Source organism: Shewanella sp. SM21 (assembly GCF_025654335.1).
GTDB lineage: Bacteria > Pseudomonadota > Gammaproteobacteria > Enterobacterales > Shewanellaceae > Shewanella > Shewanella oncorhynchi.
The window spans coordinates 105,001-123,941 of record NZ_JAKKRL010000011.1 but is presented as its reverse complement, the minus strand read 5'-3'; the positions used below and the strand labels follow the sequence as shown (position 1 = coordinate 123,941).

At 47.0% G+C, this 18,941-nt stretch carries 14 protein-coding genes; 1 reads left to right on the top strand and 13 read right to left on the bottom strand.

The window, feature by feature from the left end:
• Window positions 1-24: 24 nt before the first annotated feature.
• The 10 genes from L5L94_RS15905 to ilvC form a co-directional block, all read right to left on the bottom strand.
• Complete coding sequence (locus tag L5L94_RS15905; protein WP_263163977.1) at window positions 25-888, bottom strand: Tim44 domain-containing protein; 864 nt, start codon at window positions 886-888, stop codon at window positions 25-27.
• A 469-nt stretch (window positions 889-1,357) separates the two neighbouring features.
• A complete protein-coding gene (locus L5L94_RS15900) occupies window positions 1,358-1,876 on the bottom strand; it encodes a DUF4303 domain-containing protein (RefSeq protein ID WP_263163975.1) in 519 nt (172 codons plus the stop codon).
• A 47-nt stretch (window positions 1,877-1,923) separates the two neighbouring features.
• On the bottom strand, window positions 1,924-2,544 hold the full coding sequence (locus L5L94_RS15895) for an imm11 family protein (protein ID WP_263163973.1): 621 nt from the start codon (window positions 2,542-2,544) through the stop codon (window positions 1,924-1,926).
• Between the two features lie 490 nt (window positions 2,545-3,034).
• Window positions 3,035-3,295 (bottom strand): hypothetical protein, encoded by a 261-nt coding sequence (locus L5L94_RS15890; protein ID WP_263163972.1) that lies wholly within the window; start codon window positions 3,293-3,295, stop codon window positions 3,035-3,037.
• 1 nt (window position 3,296) lies between these two features.
• On the bottom strand, window positions 3,297-4,430 hold the full coding sequence (locus L5L94_RS15885) for a pyridoxal-phosphate-dependent aminotransferase family protein (protein ID WP_263163970.1): 1,134 nt from the start codon (window positions 4,428-4,430) through the stop codon (window positions 3,297-3,299).
• A gap of 207 nt (window positions 4,431-4,637) precedes the next feature.
• Complete coding sequence (gene ilvA / locus L5L94_RS15880) at window positions 4,638-6,239, bottom strand: threonine ammonia-lyase, biosynthetic (RefSeq protein ID WP_263164002.1); 1,602 nt, start codon at window positions 6,237-6,239, stop codon at window positions 4,638-4,640.
• Between the two features lie 17 nt (window positions 6,240-6,256).
• Window positions 6,257-8,116, bottom strand: coding sequence for a dihydroxy-acid dehydratase (gene ilvD, locus L5L94_RS15875; RefSeq protein WP_131524929.1), 1,860 nt, complete (start codon window positions 8,114-8,116; stop codon window positions 6,257-6,259).
• 57 nt (window positions 8,117-8,173) lie between these two features.
• The gene (ilvM, locus tag L5L94_RS15870) at window positions 8,174-8,431 is read right to left on the bottom strand and encodes an acetolactate synthase 2 small subunit (protein ID WP_006083459.1); all 258 of its coding nucleotides are present in this window, start codon (window positions 8,429-8,431) and stop codon (window positions 8,174-8,176) included.
• Window positions 8,428-10,101 (bottom strand): acetolactate synthase 2 catalytic subunit, encoded by a 1,674-nt coding sequence (gene ilvG / locus L5L94_RS15865; protein WP_263163968.1) that lies wholly within the window; start codon window positions 10,099-10,101, stop codon window positions 8,428-8,430. The genes ilvM and ilvG overlap by 4 nt, the downstream gene beginning before the upstream one ends.
• 674 nt (window positions 10,102-10,775) lie before the next feature.
• Window positions 10,776-12,254, bottom strand: a complete 1,479-nt coding sequence (gene ilvC, locus L5L94_RS15860) for a ketol-acid reductoisomerase (protein WP_011848076.1) — start codon at window positions 12,252-12,254, stop codon at window positions 10,776-10,778.
• Between the two features lie 231 nt (window positions 12,255-12,485).
• Here ilvC and ilvY point away from each other — a divergent pair, with 231 nt between their 5' ends.
• Window positions 12,486-13,358: an HTH-type transcriptional activator IlvY gene (gene ilvY, locus L5L94_RS15855; RefSeq protein ID WP_105250471.1), complete on the top strand. Its 873-nt coding sequence runs from the start codon at window positions 12,486-12,488 to the stop codon at window positions 13,356-13,358.
• Between the two features lie 187 nt (window positions 13,359-13,545).
• Here the strand turns inward: ilvY and L5L94_RS15850 are convergent, their stop codons facing one another.
• The 3 genes from L5L94_RS15850 to L5L94_RS15840 form a co-directional block, all read right to left on the bottom strand.
• Complete coding sequence (locus L5L94_RS15850) at window positions 13,546-14,862, bottom strand: hemolysin family protein (protein ID WP_105250472.1); 1,317 nt, start codon at window positions 14,860-14,862, stop codon at window positions 13,546-13,548.
• A 755-nt stretch (window positions 14,863-15,617) separates the two neighbouring features.
• Window positions 15,618-17,402: a GGDEF domain-containing protein gene (locus L5L94_RS15845; RefSeq protein WP_105253010.1), complete on the bottom strand. Its 1,785-nt coding sequence runs from the start codon at window positions 17,400-17,402 to the stop codon at window positions 15,618-15,620.
• 45 nt (window positions 17,403-17,447) lie between these two features.
• Window positions 17,448-18,476, bottom strand: a complete 1,029-nt coding sequence (locus tag L5L94_RS15840; protein ID WP_263163967.1) for an ABC transporter substrate-binding protein — start codon at window positions 18,474-18,476, stop codon at window positions 17,448-17,450.
• Window positions 18,477-18,941 lie beyond the last annotated feature (465 nt).

Genomic DNA, 18,941 nt, shown 5'->3' with positions numbered 1-18,941 from the left:
AGGCTGCTTTAAACACTGAGCTGATTACTGTTCGATACCCACAATTAACCAAGGTGAATTGGCTTGTGTTACGTTACGCTCTAAATGCCAGATTTCCTTAATGTCCTCTTCTACGCCTTCAACAGTATCGCGATAGCGGCCGCTAAATTTAACACTCACTTCCGCAAGATTTGCATTGTGTGTGGCGCGGACAAGTTCTGCATCCAAAAACATCACTTCTGTGTGCTGATCGCCAACTAACTCGCGACGTTGGTTGCTGAGTTCATTGTAAAGATCAATAGAAACATACTCTTGGATTTTGCTTAAGTCGTTTTCATTCCACGCCAATTGCAGGGTTTTGTAGTGACTGCGAGCGCCTTCCAAAAAGCCGGGTAAATCAAAACCCGCGGGTAAATTAAAGGGCACATCACTTGTCGCCTGGCCAAAACCATTGGTGCCGCTGTTTGCATTGGTAGCAAAACCTGTTTGTTCAGTCTGTTGGCGCTGTAGATTAGGACTTGGCTGACTCGCCCCTGCATAGGCCGGTCTTGGCTGCGCACCCGCTTTTGAGGCCATCACAGTACGGACGATTTTGAATAGCACGAATGCCAGCAAACCGATAATCAAAATATCCATGATTTGAATATTTTCAAAACCACCGCCCATAAACAGCGCAGCCAATAAGCCACCTGCTAATAAACCGCCTAACATGCCGCCCATCATACCTTTTTTGCCCGGTGCTCCCGCTGGCGCCGTAGTCGGTGTGTTGGTCGCCGCTGGTTGAGCCGGAGCCGTTTGATGGCTTTTGCCGATAGACTTACTACCGCCGAATTTTTTCGCTTCAACGACAGGGCTAGTAACTAAGCTAACCGCAAAAATCATCGCCAGCATAATAAATAACTTTTTCATTTATAGGATCTTGTTCGTGTAATCTGAGGTGCAGCCATAATAGCGGGATGACATTATATGTCAATTAGCAAAAAGCGATGGCTGATTGTCCTGTGCATATTTAGTGAGTTGCGATTAGTACTGTCATTCCAGTGACGCGCCAACTTTGGTTTAAAAATAAGTCATCCCTGCGAGCTCGACGGCGTCATCTGCTGCATACGGAAGTGCGAATGCCGCGATCACAGGACGTGAAAGAGCGTCCATGCCGCCAACAGTCACTTACATGCCAGTGCTTAATCCCATAAACTGCCGTACATTCTGATAGCCTGAACTACCCAAACCGAAGTCCAGACAGAGGTAACCATCTCAGCAGTCATATCTTTTAAATCAAAATTTAGAATAATCGCTATGAAGAAAAGATGCGTTTGTCATATCTTTTTTCAAAAAAGAGATTATTTTCCTATTTTTATAGATAAACCTGTACGGTTAATTAGTCAAATCTTAAAATAAATGCCATTGAAAGTGGTGCATCGTTTATTAATTTTGCAGAAGAGTTTTCTATTCCCTCAGACTCATTGTCATCAGTAATTGACACAAAACACACTGTCGAATTTAACTCAACAGGCAGTTCTCTTTTTATTCTGACTAGTACATTTGATAATGTCTGAATTAGTTCATGTTTAAACTTTTCAAAGTTTATTTCTCGAGATGAGTCCTCTCGAAGCATCTTGCTTATTTTGGAGAAGGCTCCCGCATTATACCCATCATAAAACCACTCAGATACTGCCCATCTATAGTAATTTTCACACTCTATGCTCTGATCTTCTTCAGCAGCGAGAATGCTTTTAAGCTTACCCTCAGAGCTAGCACTTAATGATGCTGACATGGCACTACTGTCAGTGTAAAGAGATACCGCATAGAATGCCTCATCTTTATTTTCTAACAATAACATCTTGATTGTATCGTATGTAATTTCAAAGCATTTTTCTTCTAACTCAATCCAGTCCATTATTCACTCCTTGTACTTAGCTTCAATATTTTCATTTTATGATGCACTCAGCTCCATGCAGAATACTGATAATTATCATTTATCTCCTTAAAACTCACCCCTGTTAAACCAAGAGCTTCGTACTCATTTTTAAACTGAATAGAACATACAGAAGCCGCTATCTCGTTACAAAAGAATAAATGTTCACAAATATTATTCTTTATTTTAAATTTATCTATAGACTCATAATATGTCTTCTTTAACCCACGTTCCTCTTGCGTGTTCAATTTTCCAGAATCTAAGTCAATCGAGATAGTATAAATGGACTCATCCTTATCTAAGATAGACAAATAACTTAGTGGAAAAAATAAAAAGTACTTTTTCTGCGGACGAACTCCTCGATGCAAGTTAATATCGACAGGAATACGAATACACTTAACCTTTAATTTTTCACACAAATATAACATTTCATTAGAAACTAAATTTTCATCAACCAAATAATCACCATTCAGTTGATATGTTTTTGCTTTAAGAGAATAAGCATTTAAAAAATCAACCTCACATGGTGGTGAGTCATAAAACTCATAGTCAGGTAGCTCAGGAGTCCAATGTTTATCCATAAAATACGGTATTCCCTTACCATCAGGATCTGATTGCACAATAAAAAATGGCTGTAGATTTGTACTCAAAATCACTACCCTGTAATAGGTTAAAAGTTTAATGTCCCTAAGAAAGCATTAGCGCATACTTAAATTTATTGTAAACATCGTTTTACTCTGTTGCCAGCAATAATATTCCCTCGCAAGTCAAAAAAGCTTAACGAACCACCATTATTTAATTCTTGGTATTAAATTCTCGGAATGCATCATTGTAAATAACAGACTATCAGGTATACCAAGGGTTTAACGGGATTAAGCACTGTCGTGGAAGTGACCATTGGCGGCATGGTCGCTCATTCACATCCATGTGTTCGCGACATTCTAGTCTTGTTATAAATCTAGCAGATGCCGCCGTCGAGCCTATTGGGATGACTTATTTTTAAACCAAAGTAGGTGTGTCACAGGAATGACAGTGCTAAATCAATATTACCTGCTGCCAAAAGCGACTTTATTAATAAAATTAAAAAATCCCCGCATTTCGGGGATTTTCGTTTAATCAAAACCACTAAAACTAACTAAGTTACAAACACTTTCCATCCGATGAATCATCGGAAGAAAGTGCTCGACTGATGCCGCCGAAGATGACATTCAAGAAGCCGATACCGACATCTTTTTGTCGCTCATCTGCGCTGCCCGTATCGTGGCCGCTCGCGTCGCGCATGCTTTGATTATTATTGGTTCCGCGCACAAAATCGCAGGAGACATTGCTCGTATTATTCACCGAGCAGGCACTGAGCAAAGCGATCATTAGCCCGCAAAAGGCAAAACGTAATCTTGGCATATTAGTTCAACACCTCTTCTAATGCCTTGAGGCATAAAGAGACATTTTCTCGACGGGCACCAAAGCCCATTAGACCGATGCGCCATGCTTTGCCCGCAAGGGCGCCAAGGCCGGCGCCGATTTCGAGGTTATAATCCTTCAGCAAACGAGTCCGCACCGCAGCATCATCGACGCCAGCGGGGATGTAAACTGCGTTAAGTTGTGGCAGACGCGAATCTTCGGCAACCACAAAATTTAGCCCTAACTTTTCCAGCCCAGCACGCAGCACTAAGTGCATGTCATGATGGCGTTGCCACGCATTTTCTAAACCTTCAGCCGCCAACATACGCAGGGATTCATGCAGTGCATAAAGTGCATTAACGGGCGCAGTGTGATGGTAACTACGTTTGCCGCCCGCGCTGGTCCAATAGGCCATCACTAAGCTTTGATCGAGGAACCAACTTTGCACTGGGGTCTTGCGATTCTTGAGTTTTTCGACGGCTGCAGGCGAGAAAGACACGGGCGATAAACCCGGTACACAGGAAAGGCACTTTTGACTGCCAGAATAAATGGCATCTATGCCCCATTCATCGACCCTTAACTCGACACCGCCAAGGGAAGTCACGGCATCGACTATGCTCAAACAACCATAGGTTTTAGCTAATGCGCACAGGGTTTTGGCATCGGACAGCGCGCCAGTTGAGGTTTCGGCGTGCACAAAGGCTAAAAATTTGGCATCGGGATTGGCTTTCAGCGCCGCTTCAACCGCAGCAGGGTCAACAGGTGTGCCCCACTCATTGTCCACCAGCACGGCAATGGCGCCCATACGCTCGACGTTTTGGCGCATACGCTCACCAAACACACCGTTACGACAGACAATCACCTTCTCACCCGGCTCGACTAAGTTAACGAAACAGGTTTCCATGCCCGCACTGCCCGGCGCAGACACCGCCATGGTCATTTCGTTTTTAGTTTGGAAGGCGTATTGGATCAGGCTCTTAAGCTCATCCATCATGCCCACAAACAGCGGATCTAAGTGGCCAACCGTAGGTCTGGACTGCGCCGCAAGCACTTCGGGATAAACATCCGACGGGCCAGGGCCCATTAAAATACGGCGAGGAGGATTAAAAGCGGTAAAACGCGGTGCTGGTAACATCATGTCTCCTTAATGCGTGTAGGTGTAGGTCGAAGTCTAGTTATTATTCGTTAGCCAATCGTCAGCGGATTAAGTCAGCGACTTAACTGTGGCACGCTAATCGGCGGCTAGAGTATTAAGTCTACAAAACTACCACAAAAAGGAGCGCCTGTGCGCTCCTCCTTTAGCCTTAGTTATGACTAACATAACTATCACGCGCATGGTGCGCTAAGGTTGTAACGCCTTGTTGCCGTTACCCGCATTTAAAAACAGCTGATAGGCAGGACTTTGAGTTTCCTCTTGATAGACAAAACCCAACTCAGTTAAAAACTGTTGGAACGGCAAAGCATCACTCGCGGGTACTTCAAACCCCGCCAGCACTCGGCCAAAGGCCGCGCCGTGGTTGCGATAATGGAACAAGCTAATGTTCCATTTACTCTGCAAGGTCGTTAAAAACTTCAGCAGCGCGCCGGGATGTTCGGGGAACTCGAAGCTGAATAAACGCTCCTCTAAAGGCTCAGGTGGATGACCGCCAACCATATAACGCACATGCAATTTCGCGGTTTCATCACCGGATAAATCCTGCACTTCAAAACCATTGGCCTCTAAGGTGGCAATGATTTGTTCTAGCTCACCTTGGCCTCGGCTTAAGCGAATGCCAGCAAACACCACGGCAAGATCACGACTACTGAAACGATAGTTAAACTCTGTCATCACCCGCTTATCGAGCAACTCACAGAATGTTAAGAAACTTCCCGGACGCTCAGGGACTTTCACCGCCAGTACCGCTTCTTTTTGCTCGCCAAGCTCACAACGTTCAGACACATAACGCAGACTGTGAAAATTCACATTCGCGCCACTTAAAATCGCTGCGACCTTTTCACCATTGCCGCAATCACCATTGGCATTAGTGCTGACATATTTTTTAAGCCCAGCTAAGGACAAGGCCCCTGCGGGTTCGGCGATCGCACGGGTGTCTTCGAAGATATCTTTCACCGCAGCGCAGATTTCATCTGAGGTGACAGTCACTACTTCATCGACATAAAGTTTCGCGACTCTAAACGGCTCAGTGCCTATACGTTTAACCGCCACGCCATCGGCAAATAAACCGACTTGCGCCAGTGTCACAGGTTCGCCCGCTTCCATCGCTGCCTTTAAACAGGCGGCGTCTTCTGGCTCGACGCCGACAATTTTCACCTGCGGCATTACCGCCTTGTAATAGGCTGCGATACCCGCGATTAAACCGCCGCCGCCCACGGGTACAAATACCACTTCGAGATCGCGCTGCTGCTGCAACATCTCTTGGGCGATAGTGCCTTGGCCTGCGATCACAGCTTCATCATCGAAGGGCGCGATATAGACTCGGCCCTCTTCTTTGGCCATCGCCATCGCAAAGCCATTGGCTTGATCGAAGGCTTGGCCATGCAATACCACGTTGCCACCTAAACGGCGCACCGCATCAACTTTGATATCGGGCGTCGTCTCGGGCATCACAATCACAGCATCCACACCGCGACTCGCCGCCGACATGGCTACACCCTGAGCATGATTGCCTGCCGAAGCACACACCACGCCGCGCTGGCATTCTTCTTTCGTCAGTTGGGCGATACGGTTATAGGCACCGCGTAACTTGAAGGAATGCACTGGCTGCATATCTTCGCGCTTCAAAAATACCTGACAACCTAAACGCGCCGATAACTTATTCATGCTGGAAAGCGGCGTCACTTTCGCTATGTCATACACAGATGACAACAGGATTTTTTGCAGATAGCTTTGTGCCAACTGAAAATGAGTTAAATCCGCCTGAGTTTGCGATGCAAGTGGCAACATAGATGCAGTAAACATAATTAGTCCTCCAGTTTACTGCGATCGCGCACCGCGCCCTTGTCGGCACTGGTGGCTAGCATGGCGTAGGCCTTAAGTGCGAGTGACACATAACGTTGGCGACCAATTGGTTTCCACGCCATTGGGCCAAGACTGTGCATTTTTTCACGGCGAGCATTGAGTTCAGCATCGCTTACCGCCAGCTTGATGCTGCGCTTGGGTATATCAATTTCGATGCGATCGCCATTTTCAATCAAGGCGATAGTGCCGCCAGCGGCAGCTTCGGGTGAGACGTGGCCGATAGATAAACCAGAAGTACCACCGGAGAAACGACCGTCGGTGATCAGCGCGCAGGCCTTACCTAAACCGCGTGATTTTAAGTAACTGGTTGGATACAACATTTCTTGCATACCCGGGCCACCTTTCGGGCCTTCGTAACGGATAACCACCACATCACCCGCCACCACTTCGCCGCCTAAAATACCCGCCACTGCGTCATCTTGGCTTTCATAGACGCGAGCAGAGCCGATGAAGGTCAGATTAGATTCATCTACGCCCGCCGTTTTAACGATACAGCCGTTCTCGGCCACATTACCCGACAATACGGCAAGGCCACCTTCTTGGCTGAAGGCAAATTCACGGCTACGGATACAACCTTCTTGTCTGTCATTATCCAGTGATGGCCAACGGCAATCTTGGCTAAAGGCTTTAGTGGTCGGAATCCCCGCAGGTCCCGCCATAAAGAAATGTTTTACTTTTTCATCTTGCGTCTGCATCACATCGTATTTCGCCAATACAGACTTCAAATTGCCACCTTCATCGGCCGCCACATGGAACACATCGGTATGCAGTAATCCGGCTCTGTCTAGCTCACCTAAAATCCCCATCACGCCGCCCGCACGGTGCACGTCTTCCATATGATATTTAGGCGTCGATGGCGCAACCTTACAAAGGTGCGGCACCAAGCGCGACATGCGGTCGATATCCGCCATGGTAAAATCAACATCAGCTTCCTGCGCGGCGGCCAATAAATGCAATACGGTATTAGATGAACCGCCCATGGCGATATCTAAGGTCATGGCATTTTCGAAGGCTTTAAAGTTGGCGATATTGCGTGGTAATGCCGATTCATCATCTTGATGATAATAACGTTTTGCCAGCGCCATCACGCGGCGCCCCGCTTCCAAAAACAGCTCGCGGCGATCCGCGTGGGTTGCCAGCATAGAACCGTTACCCGGCAGCGATAACCCTAGTGCTTCGGTTAAACAGTTCATTGAGTTGGCGGTAAACATGCCAGAGCAAGAGCCACAGGTTGGGCATGCGCTACGCTCGATTTTGGCACTGTCTTCATCGCTTACGTTCGAGTCGGCGCCCGCCACCATAGCATCGACTAAGTCGAGTTTGATGAGCTTATCTGACAGCTTAGTTTTACCCGCTTCCATCGGTCCGCCGGACACAAACACGACGGGAATATTGAGGCGCAGCGCCGCCATCAACATGCCAGGGGTGATCTTGTCGCAGTTGGAGATACACACTAAAGCATCGGCGCAGTGGGCATTAACCATGTATTCCACACTGTCGGCGATAAGCTCGCGCGATGGCAGACTGTAAAGCATGCCGCCGTGGCCCATGGCGATACCGTCATCGACGGCGATGGTGTTGAATTCTTTGGCGATACCGCCCGCTTCTTCGATAGCGCTCGCCACCAATGAGCCCATGTCTTTTAAGTGCACATGACCCGGTACAAACTGAGTAAAGGAGTTAGCAATGGCGATAATTGGCTTACCAAAATCATTGTCTTTCACCCCTGTGGCGCGCCATAGCGCACGGGCACCCGCCATATTGCGGCCTTCGGTACTGGTAGCTGAACGTAACTTTGGCATTGACTGTATCCTTTATCTCAAATCGAAAATGGTATTCTTAATTCACATGGCGAATGCTTAAGCATTTGCCGTTTGTTGCAAGCTCAGCGGTAACAATACCTTACACTGGGTCACATCAATCAGTTTATTCAACTGATTACTTAACAGTTCGATGGCACGTTCGCTATCGACCTCCATATCCAGCGACAGGCTAGCGTCGTCATTCATACGCATCTGCATTTGGGTAATCGTAAAACCACGATGGCGAGTCACGCGCAAAACACGCTCAAGCACTTCGGGGCGTTGTTGAACCGTTAATTCCAGAGAGTGGATCATGTTTGTTTCTCCATTTCGTCCATCATATCGCTGTTTGATGCGCCGGGGGGCACCAGTGGCCAAACGTTAAAAGCATCGTCGATTGCAACGTGTAACAAATACGGGCCCTTAGCCGCTAACATTTCGGTTAAGGCTTCTTCCACTTCGTCGGAAGAAAAAATCGTCCGGCCGGGAATATCAAAGGCGGAGGCCAATAAGACAAAATCAGGGTTATCGGATAAATCCGTTTCACTGTAGCGCTCTTCAAAAAATAGCTGTTGCCACTGCTTCACCATGCCAAGCTTTTGGTTATCAACCAGCACAATTTTCACTGGCAGCTTACGGCGTTTGATGGTGGTCAGCTCCTGCACATTCATCATAAAAGAACCATCACCAGAGACAGTCACCACAGTCGCATCGGGACGCGCCACTTGCGCACCAATGGCGGCGGGTAAGCCAAAGCCCATAGTGCCTAAGCCCGCGCTGGACAGGTGATCCTCTGGACGGCGGAACCACATATGCTGGGCCACCCACATTTGGTGCTGGCCCACATCGCAACAAACAACATTGTCTTCGGGTAATTTATTGGCTAAACGGCGCAGCAGCGCAGGCGCATAGATCAAACTGCCGGGGTGTTGATAATCCCATTGATGCTTACGGGATAAATGCTCCACCTCAGCCTGCCAAGGCGTGATGTTCATCGACATGGCTAAGGCGGGGAGGATTTGACGTAAGTCACCGGCGATCGCCACCTCTGGCATACGTAACTTGCCCAGCTCAGCGGCGTCTATGTCTAAATGGATCACTTTGGCCTTGTCAGCAAAGCTCGCTAAACGGCCGGTGACTCTGTCATCGAAACGGGCACCCACCACGATCAGCAAATCACAATCCTGTACCGCTAAGTTAGCCGCTTTGCCACCATGCATGCCTAACATGCCTAAGTAACCGGGCGTGCCGTGGGCAATACTGCCAAGCCCTTTCAAGGTCGCGACCGAAGGTATGCCCGTCACATTGATAAACTCACGCAGTTGATCGACCGCGCCCGCCATGCCCACACCACCGCCGACATACAACATAGGCTGTTTAGCCTCAGCCAACAGCGCACGGGCGGCCTCGATATCACTCATCTCGGCTTGGGGTTCGTTGGTGACGGCCAGCAAAGGTGTACGGTATTCGAGGTGAGCGAGTTGGATATCCTTCGGGATATCGACCAACACAGGGCCAGGGCGGCCGGATGCGGCGATTTCGAAGGCTTGATATAAGGTTGGGATAAGATCGTTGATGTTTGTCACCATAAAACTGTGCTTAGTGCAGCTCAGTGACATGCCCAGCACATCGATTTCTTGAAACGCATCTGTGCCGATAACGGCGGTGGAGACTTGACCCGTAATGGCCACGATAGGCACTGAATCTAACAACGCATCGGCAAGTGAGGTGATAAGGTTAGTCGCGCCTGGGCCTGAGGTCGCAAAACACACGCCGGTTTTACCGCTGGCTCTTGCGTATCCTACGGCGGCAAAGGCGGCGCCTTGTTCGTGACGGCTTAAGAGATGTTCAACAGGGCTTCCATAGAGGGCATCGTATATTGGCATAATGGCACCACCTGGGTAGCCAAACACTGTGGTGACTCCATGTGCTGCTAACACTTTGATTACCGCGTCTGCACCTCTGATCATCTGCCCTGGTTCCATATTCTCTCTCGCTACATTAGTCCTGAATTGCCGAAAATCGACGCTATTTTTTACTCTTTCGAAACTTAGAATCTTGCTCTAGGCCCTGAAACGAAGAACCCCCCGGTCCTTTAGGAGCGGGGGGTTCTTTCGAAACTTTTAACCTTTTAGGTCTATCAGTTCGCCATACGCCGCCCCCGCTGTGATTTAATAATCACGACGGTAATAATCACGAGAATGAGCTTGGCAGCTTGGTTAAACATCAATATGGATTCCTAATCGGTGTTTCTAAAATTTGGGTATTGAATGAAAGTTAGTATCGCTTTGGGCTTTGCCCTAGCGCGAGCTATTAGCTTTACCATAAAGCAACGGCCAAACACAATAAAAAATATCTTTTGTCAAAAAAAATTCAGCTTCCCTGCCGAGACAATGCAAAACAACAAAGTAAAACGTTAACTGTTGAGCCTCAGTCGGCGCAATTCACCTACTGAACGATAGACTCACTAACTGTGTCGTTTTTGCCCGCTCGACAACCCACTGAACAGGAAAAAATTTGTTTCTCACTAACTGATTTATCACTAAGCAAGCTCAAGATGCGCGTTTCACTATCTTGAGCTTGCTTGGGAACTGAGTTGAGACCCAAGTCCTTTGAGTCTCAGCCCTCTCCCCCAATGCAGGGCTTAACTAACTATCACTTAAGCCTCAACAATGCTCTTCATATCAGTCATGTAACCGCGAAGCTCAGCGCCAACATATTCCACTGCCGTTTCACGAATAGCTTCGTTAACAGCGATGAGCGTTAGGTTGTCGACACCGGTTGCGCTGTCTTTCAGGCCAGCACCTAAATACTCAGATGACATGGCATTAACGTAGTCGCGCAGCATAGGTACGGCGGCGTGATTGAACAGGTAGCAACCGTATTCGGCCGTGTCTGAAATCACCACGTTCATCTCATACAAACGCTTACGGGCAATCGTATTAGCGATAAGTGGGGTTTCGTGCAGTGACTCGTAATAAGCCGACTCTTCCACGATACCCGCAGACACCATAGTGTCGAACGCCAGTTCCACACCCGCTTTGATCATAGCGACAAGGAAAATACCTTTGTCGAAATAAGTCTGTTCGTCGATATGCTCGCTCGATACGGGTGCATTTTCGAAACCTGTTTCGCCAGTTTCCGCTCTCCAACGCAGTAAGTTCGCATCATCGTTCGCCCAGTCTTCCATCATAGTGCGAGAGAATTCGCCGCTGATGATGTCATCCATGTGCTTTTCAAATAATGGCTGGAGGATTTCTTTTAAATCTTCTGCAATTTCAAATGCTTTAATCTTGGCTGGATTAGACAAACGGTCCATCATGTTAGTGATGCCGCCGTGTTTCAGCGCTTCAGTGACCGTTTCCCAACCTTGCTGGATAAGCTTGGCCGCGTAGCCTGGCTCAACGCCATCGGCGATCATTTTCTCGTAACCTAAGATGGCCCCCGTCTGCAACATACCGCACAGAATGGTCTGCTCGCCCATCAGATCTGACTTCACTTCGGCGATAAAAGACGACAGTAGAACACCGGCTCTGTCGCCACCCGTTGCGCTAGCGTAGGCTTTAGCAATCTCTAAGCCGTCACCGTCTGGATCGTTTTCTGGGTGAACCGCAATAAGGGTTGGCACACCAAAACCACGTTTGTATTCTTCACGCACTTCAGTGCCTGGGCACTTAGGGGCAACCATCACCACAGTGATATCGGGACGAACTTGCATGCCCTCTTCAACGATGTTGAAGCCGTGTGAGTAAGACAAGGTAGAGCCTTGCTTCATCAGTGGCATAACCGCGTTAACCACGTTTGAATGCTGTTTGTCCGGCGTCAGATTAAGGACCAGATCCGCCGCGGGGATTAATTCTTCAAAGGTACCGACACGGAAACCGTTATCGGTTGCTTTTTGCCATGAGGCACGTTTCTGTTCAATCGCTTCAGGACGCAGGGCAAAAGAGATATTCAGACCCGAATCACGCATGTTCAAGCCTTGGTTAAGACCTTGAGCACCACAACCTAAAATAACAATATTCCAATCTTTGATGTAGTTACAGCCGTCGCTAAACTCAGAACGATCCATGAAACGACATTGGCCAAGCTGTGCTAATTGTTGACGTAAATTCAGAGAGTTAAAATAGTTAGCCATCTGATATACCACCTATAAGTCAGAAATTTTGGACGCAACCAAACTAACATAATGTTACGACTTGGTTGTGATTGAAATCACTATAACCCATGCTTATCATTGCTTAAAATGATATATTCGGAACTTCATATTGCATTATACGCAACGTGAGCCGCAATAACGCTCAGTAACACTGGCAGCAACATCGGCGGCAATATGCAGCACTCAAGCTCAGGCTAAACAGGATAAGTTATGGATATTCGTACCCTCAAATTGTACCTGCACTTATGTGACAGTTTGCACTTCGCCAAGACGGCGGAGCAGATGCATGTGAGCCCATCAACCTTAAGCCGAGCCCTGCAAAGATTAGAAGAGGAAGTAAACGCTAAGTTGTTAGAGCGGGATAATCGCAGCGTGACCTTAACCCACGCGGGACACGAATTTAAGCGATTCGCCGAGCAGACCTTGAACCATTGGAGCACACTCAAGCACAGTATCGATCTCAAGCAGGACGTACTGCGCGGTCGGCTGAATCTGTATTGCTCGGTCACTGCCGCCTACAGTCATTTACCGGGTTTATTGGATTTATTCCGCCAAGAGCATCCCTTCGTCGAAATCGCCTTAACCACGGGAGATGCAGCGAACGCGCTAGCAGAAGTGCAGCAGAATCGCGCCGATATCGCCATCGCTGCCCTGCCCGATCCTTTCCCCAGCAGCTTACATTTTGCCAAAATCGACGATGTGCCACTGTCGATTATCGCACCGACGATCCGCTGTGCAGTACAGCAACAAGTGAGTCAAACGCCCATCGATTGGTCGAGCGTACCCTTTATCATCCCAGATCACGGCCCAGGACGGCGCCGCGCCGATAACTGGTTCAAACAAATGGGCATCAGCCCAAATATTTACGCCCAAGTCTCGGGCCAAGAAGCAATCGCCTCTATGGTAGCGTTAGGTTGTGGCGTGAGCATGAGCCCCGAAGTGGTGATCAATAATAGCCCAGTGCGGGATCGCATTCAGCTGCTCTCGTCGCCAGTTGCGATTCCACCGTTCGAGTTAGGTTGCTGCTGCAAAGTGAAACGACTTGATGATCCCATCGTTAATGCGTTTTTGGATGTGATTTAAACGGGGAAAGTAATACAAAATAAAAGTGCGAGTGAGAGTTTCAACGAGATAGAAACCGAAACGGCTCTCAAAAAGCTAAAAACTTAGCTAAAGAGAACCGCTTCACTATCGAACAGTTGCTATCAAACTGGTGCTAACTATTGCCACAGGATTTCTATCGCAAGGCAATCAACACAAGATGACAGGATTACACATCCGGCGAGTTGAGCTTATCAATAGGATCGATACGAGTCACCAATAGCTGATCGACCTTGTACGAATCGATATCGACCACCTCAAATTTATAGCCTGCATAGTTCACGAAATCCGTACGCTTAGGGATTTTACGCAGCATATACATCATAAAACCAGCAATGGTTTCGTAGTTCTGATTATGCGGAAACTCCTCAATACCAAAGGCGCGCATTACGTCGGTAATAGGCGTCACACCGTCGACTAACCAAGAGTTGCTATCACGGGCGATGATCTGCTCTTCGCTCTCGTGCAATGACCAAGCCCCCATTACGGCGCGCTGTAGATCGTTAGTCGTGACAATCCCCACCACTAAGGCGTATTCGTTCATGACCACGGCAAAATCGGCGCGACTATTTTTAAAGTATTCCATCGCTTCTGACAGGCTCAGCGTATCGGGAATGATCAGCGAAGTATGGATTAAGTTACTGCCTTTTAAGATGATATTCTCACCGTTGATCACACGGATCAGCAATTCTTTCGCATCCACGAAGCCTTTGATCATATCCAACTGACCATCGCAGACGAGGAACTTAGTATGGGGATCTTCAGAAATTTTACGCTTGATATCTTCTTCACTGTCTTGCAGTAAAAAGTACACTAAGCTTTCACGGGCCGTCATGGCCGAAGTCACAGAAACAGTTTGCATTTCAAACACATTTTCCATCATCTGTTGCTCACCGCGATCTAGCACCCCAGCTTCGGCACCCGCATTCATGACGGCATAAATGTCGTCGGAGGTGATGGCATCGTTACGCACGGTTGGGATCTGCAGCAGTTTAAAGATACCACTCGCCATGCCATTGAAAAACCACACTAATGGGCGTAACAGCACAATACAGAAAGACATAGGCCCGACAACAGCTAAAGCGACAGGCTCAGGCATCGCCATGGCAATGCGTTTTGGCATTAAATCGGCGACTAAAATAAAGGCGCTGGTTACCGTTATGAAGGATAAAACAAAGCTCAATTGGCTCAGCCAAGGCTCGGCAACTAAAGGGGAAAGCAACTGATAGAAGTAAGGCCGAAATGCCGACTCACCCACAATACCGCCCATGATGGCAACGGCATTAAGACCAATTTGTACTACCGTAAAAAAGCTACCGGGAACGGCTTGTAACTGCAGCACTTTTTCTGCTCGTGCATCGCCCTCATCGGCTAACTGACGTAAACGAATTTTACGTGAAGCGGCAAGTGCAATTTCTGACATAGAGAAAAAACAACTCGCGCCGATTAGACACAATATAATCATCACGTTATCAAAGAGACTCATGTAACACCTTTCATTTAACACTGGACTAACTAGGACCAACCCGCGCCTTATTGCTCGCGAGTCAGTTGAATTCATTGTATTTGAGCAAAGTTTGCTTTGTCTGGTCGCTGCCCAACAAAATTGTATTGACCACTTTCCCCCCAAAGATGAATGAGTGCTTAGATGACAATCCTTAGGGTGCGCTCAGTATATCTGCAAATTCACGAGTTATGCGTGACTCCGCTCTCGCAGCCCACGCATAGCGCTAATGCACTTGCATCATTTAAGTAATGTTTTATGTCGAAGCGACTGAATATACAGCATTTAATTATTTTACTCGACTCGATGGCATTAGACATCCGAGCGCGGTGGCTTTGATATTGAGCTGCTAGAACGTACATTTAAGCCAATAGAATTGACTATGCAGTCGTGGCTTTGCTTAGTTGCGTTACGTAAAATACGTCCAGAATGGCAGCATGGATGTCACTCAGAGTGCATCGCTAAATCGACAATAGGCTGCAGATTATATCTCATCTGCAGCCTAATATTACCTCACCTTGAGTAATTTTTATCTTAGCGACTTATCTACAGCTGTGTTTCACATAAATGTTATCAATTAGTTAGCATGATTGAGGACGTCTGTGGCATGGTGATGCTAACCGAATATGTCTCCAATTTTGCAGCATAGCGCCTAGACTCTTGAAACTCAGTAGCCAATCCAGCAACGCGTTGGGATATCTTGGTGAAAGAGTAACGTTACCTTCAACCGGCTCCCATTAAATCACTTCAACCTCAACTCTATTGCGACCTTTATCCTTAGCGCGATAGAGGCAAACATCGGCGCGGCGTAATACGTCGGCCATCTTAAACCCCGAGATCTTATCTAATGGCAAAAACACGCTGCCAATACTGATCGTCACCACAGCCAACGGAGATACTTGATGGGGAATATTGAGTTGCTCAACGAGATAACACAGTTGCGTAGCAATAGCCGTTAACTGTGCTGGCGTGACCTGCTCGACGACCAAAGCAAACTCTTCACCACCAATGCGAGCCAATAGAGCATTGTGCGGCAGGATATCGCACTGTGCTAAGGCATCTGCCACCCGTTTAAGCACAGTATCGCCTTCAAGATGACCATAAGTGTCGTTGTAGGATTTGAAATAATCGATATCTAACATTAACAATCCCGCTGGAGTGTTAGCTTGTAGCACAGTAGCTAATCTTTCGGTAAAGGGTCGTCTATTAGCTAAGCCAGTTAACTCATCGGTTTCAGCCATCACCTTTAATTGGCTATTCGCGGCAACCAGCGCTTGTTGTAGCACTATCATCTGACGCTCTTTCTGTTCGCGTAGCAGTAACTCGTTCAATGCGGAGGCGAATTGGGTCAGCATATTCTTTTTTTGGGCGTTCCAATTTAATGGCCGCGACACAGTCGACAGCGAGAGCAATCCCAATAACTCCCCAGCATTTTTAATCGCAAAGGCGGCAATCGAACATATCCCCACGGATTTCATTACCTCATATTCCTGTGGTGAAAAAGCCTTTAACGCCTCAAGATCCTCAATCACTAAGGTCGATTCCGTCTCGAATTTTTTAGCCAGTTGAGCAATATTATCTACCGAAATCACTTGGACCTTATTTGCGTGTAAGTCACTGGTCCAAAAGCTGCGGTAATAGGCATGCTGCTGATTGAATTCGAGAAGACTCACCCTTTCAACATCAAATAACTGACCTATTTTGTGGCATACTTCAGTTAAGGTTTTATCCACATTGCAGGTATCTATGCTCAAAAATTGCAACGAAATCTCTGCCAACAATTGATTCGACTGCGACTGCCAATCTAATTCTTTAGTTCGTTCTTTGACTAAGTCAGACAATAAATGCTGCTGTTGTTGCAGTGCACGTTGCTGACGTTTATTGATGGCTAAATCATTACGTATCCTTTGATACATACCCTTAAGTGACAATGCCACATGGGCTATTTCATCGGGTCTTGCGGTTACCGTCTCGGGCACAGATAACTTTTTTAACGAGTTAAGATTGATTTTATTAGTGAAATCTTCCAATGCCGACAATCTATCTGTCACCATGAGTCGCACTAAGGTCAAAATCAAATAAATCATCAATAGGGTCTTTAACCCATTACCGAGCACGATAAAAATCAACTGCCGCCACAGCTCGTAGTAAAGCCGATTGGTATCTAACCCTACGGTCAAAGTCGCTATCGACTGCTCTTGATAGGTCACAGGATAGTGAAATAGAGTTTGCGACTCATCATCGGTTAACAAAGGTTTACCCAGATGCATAGTGACGCCATCGATACTGTCTAAATGTACACTCGACACTAATGGCATCATCCCCAGTCCAGAGAGCAAATCCGATAACAAGCTACGGTCGACGTCCCACAGTGACTTAGCCACGCTTGGCAAAATAGATTCTGAATACTCGCGGATATCCGAAGTCGCATTATCGATACTATCCTGATAGTTCCAAATCAACTGTACCAGCATAGTTAACACAGCAAAAAACGAGCTCACCCCAATAATAATCAGCGTCATCTTGTGGCTAATAGAATGATTACGATGCTTCATGTACACCTGTTATTACGCCTTGAGGGGCAACTTATTCAAAATCTGAGACTGGAAAATCTGTGGCCAATCTCGAGCAACTAACATTTGATAAAATGCCGAATCTGGTTGCAAAACACCGAACAAGGCAACATTGTCATAGGGGAGATATTTTTTATGCTGCTGATAATATTGCAATTCGACCAAACCTAAAGCGCCAACCAAAAAATGCCCGCCACCAATAACACTCACAGAGTGCTGGCGACAAAGCTGTAAAATCTCAGGTGAAGTATTGATCGTACCGACAAATACATCTTTACCAGACACCAAACCTTTTTCCTTCAATGCCTTAAGCACCCCAATCGCCATACGATCACTGGCGGTCCAAATCACATTCAGATCAGGATAACGATTCAGCAGGGTTAACGCTTGCCCATAAGCCACAGCCTCACTCCATTGGCCATAAACCGTTTGAGTCAGAGTGGCATTGGACTGCATAAAGAAATAGTCACTGGCGCCTTGGGTACGTAGCACTGAAGCAGGCGTCGATTTATCGCCCGAAATCAACAGAACTTTAGCCGCCTTTCCCTCTAAGTCGTCCATTAAGGCCTTAGCGGTCGCCGAACCAATAGCGTAATTATCGGGAATAATGGCGGGTAACAGATATTCTTGCCAATGGGGATCTTGCAGCAAGGCATCACGCTCGCCAGGGGAAATATCATTTAAAATCAATTGCACATAAACAGGGTGAGGATAAAGCGCCTGCAGCATTTTTATCACGGATTGTTTTTCATTAACCAGAATAACGTAATTGGGCAGTACCTTTGCGGAAGCTAACAACTCATCGAGTTGGGTGATCATCTTGAAATGATTGCGATCGGAATGAATGATATCGAGTTTAATATCGAGTGTCATCGATGCCGCCAACATCAATTGGTCGACATCTCCCCAAAAACTGTCATCGACAGCCCCAGGATTAAAGAAAACCACATCGAGTTTTGCCCATGCTGCCCCACCAAAACCCGCAGTACAGATAAACACACACGCTAACATCCACGAACGCATAGGCGAGTTCTCCTCGACCATGTTCCCTCAAATGTCATCCTTCACAAGAGGTCACTTTATTATTATCGATTCACAACCTTGTTACCGCATCGCCGCCAAAAATGTTGCTAAAATCGGCAGCAGATGTTTCGATTAAACCACAAAATGATACAAAGTATACTTTATATGCTGACTATTTATTCCGACACTCAGTCGGTATAGGGAGATCGAGCGGCTCAGTAGCAGAATGTTTATAGGGGTGTAAGTGGCGGCCTTATGGTCAGTCTTGCGACCTAACCACGGAGAAAATGACGGGGACTTAAAAGGAATACAAGTTAGAACTCAGACGTTAATGCGGCCTAACGGCCGAGGTGAATGAATATCGTGAGGAGAACCATGATTTTCATTGGAGGGTAAACCAAATGAGACTGCTCAACGATGCCCTCATATAATGGCATAGGTTGACCAATATACATTAACTGATTG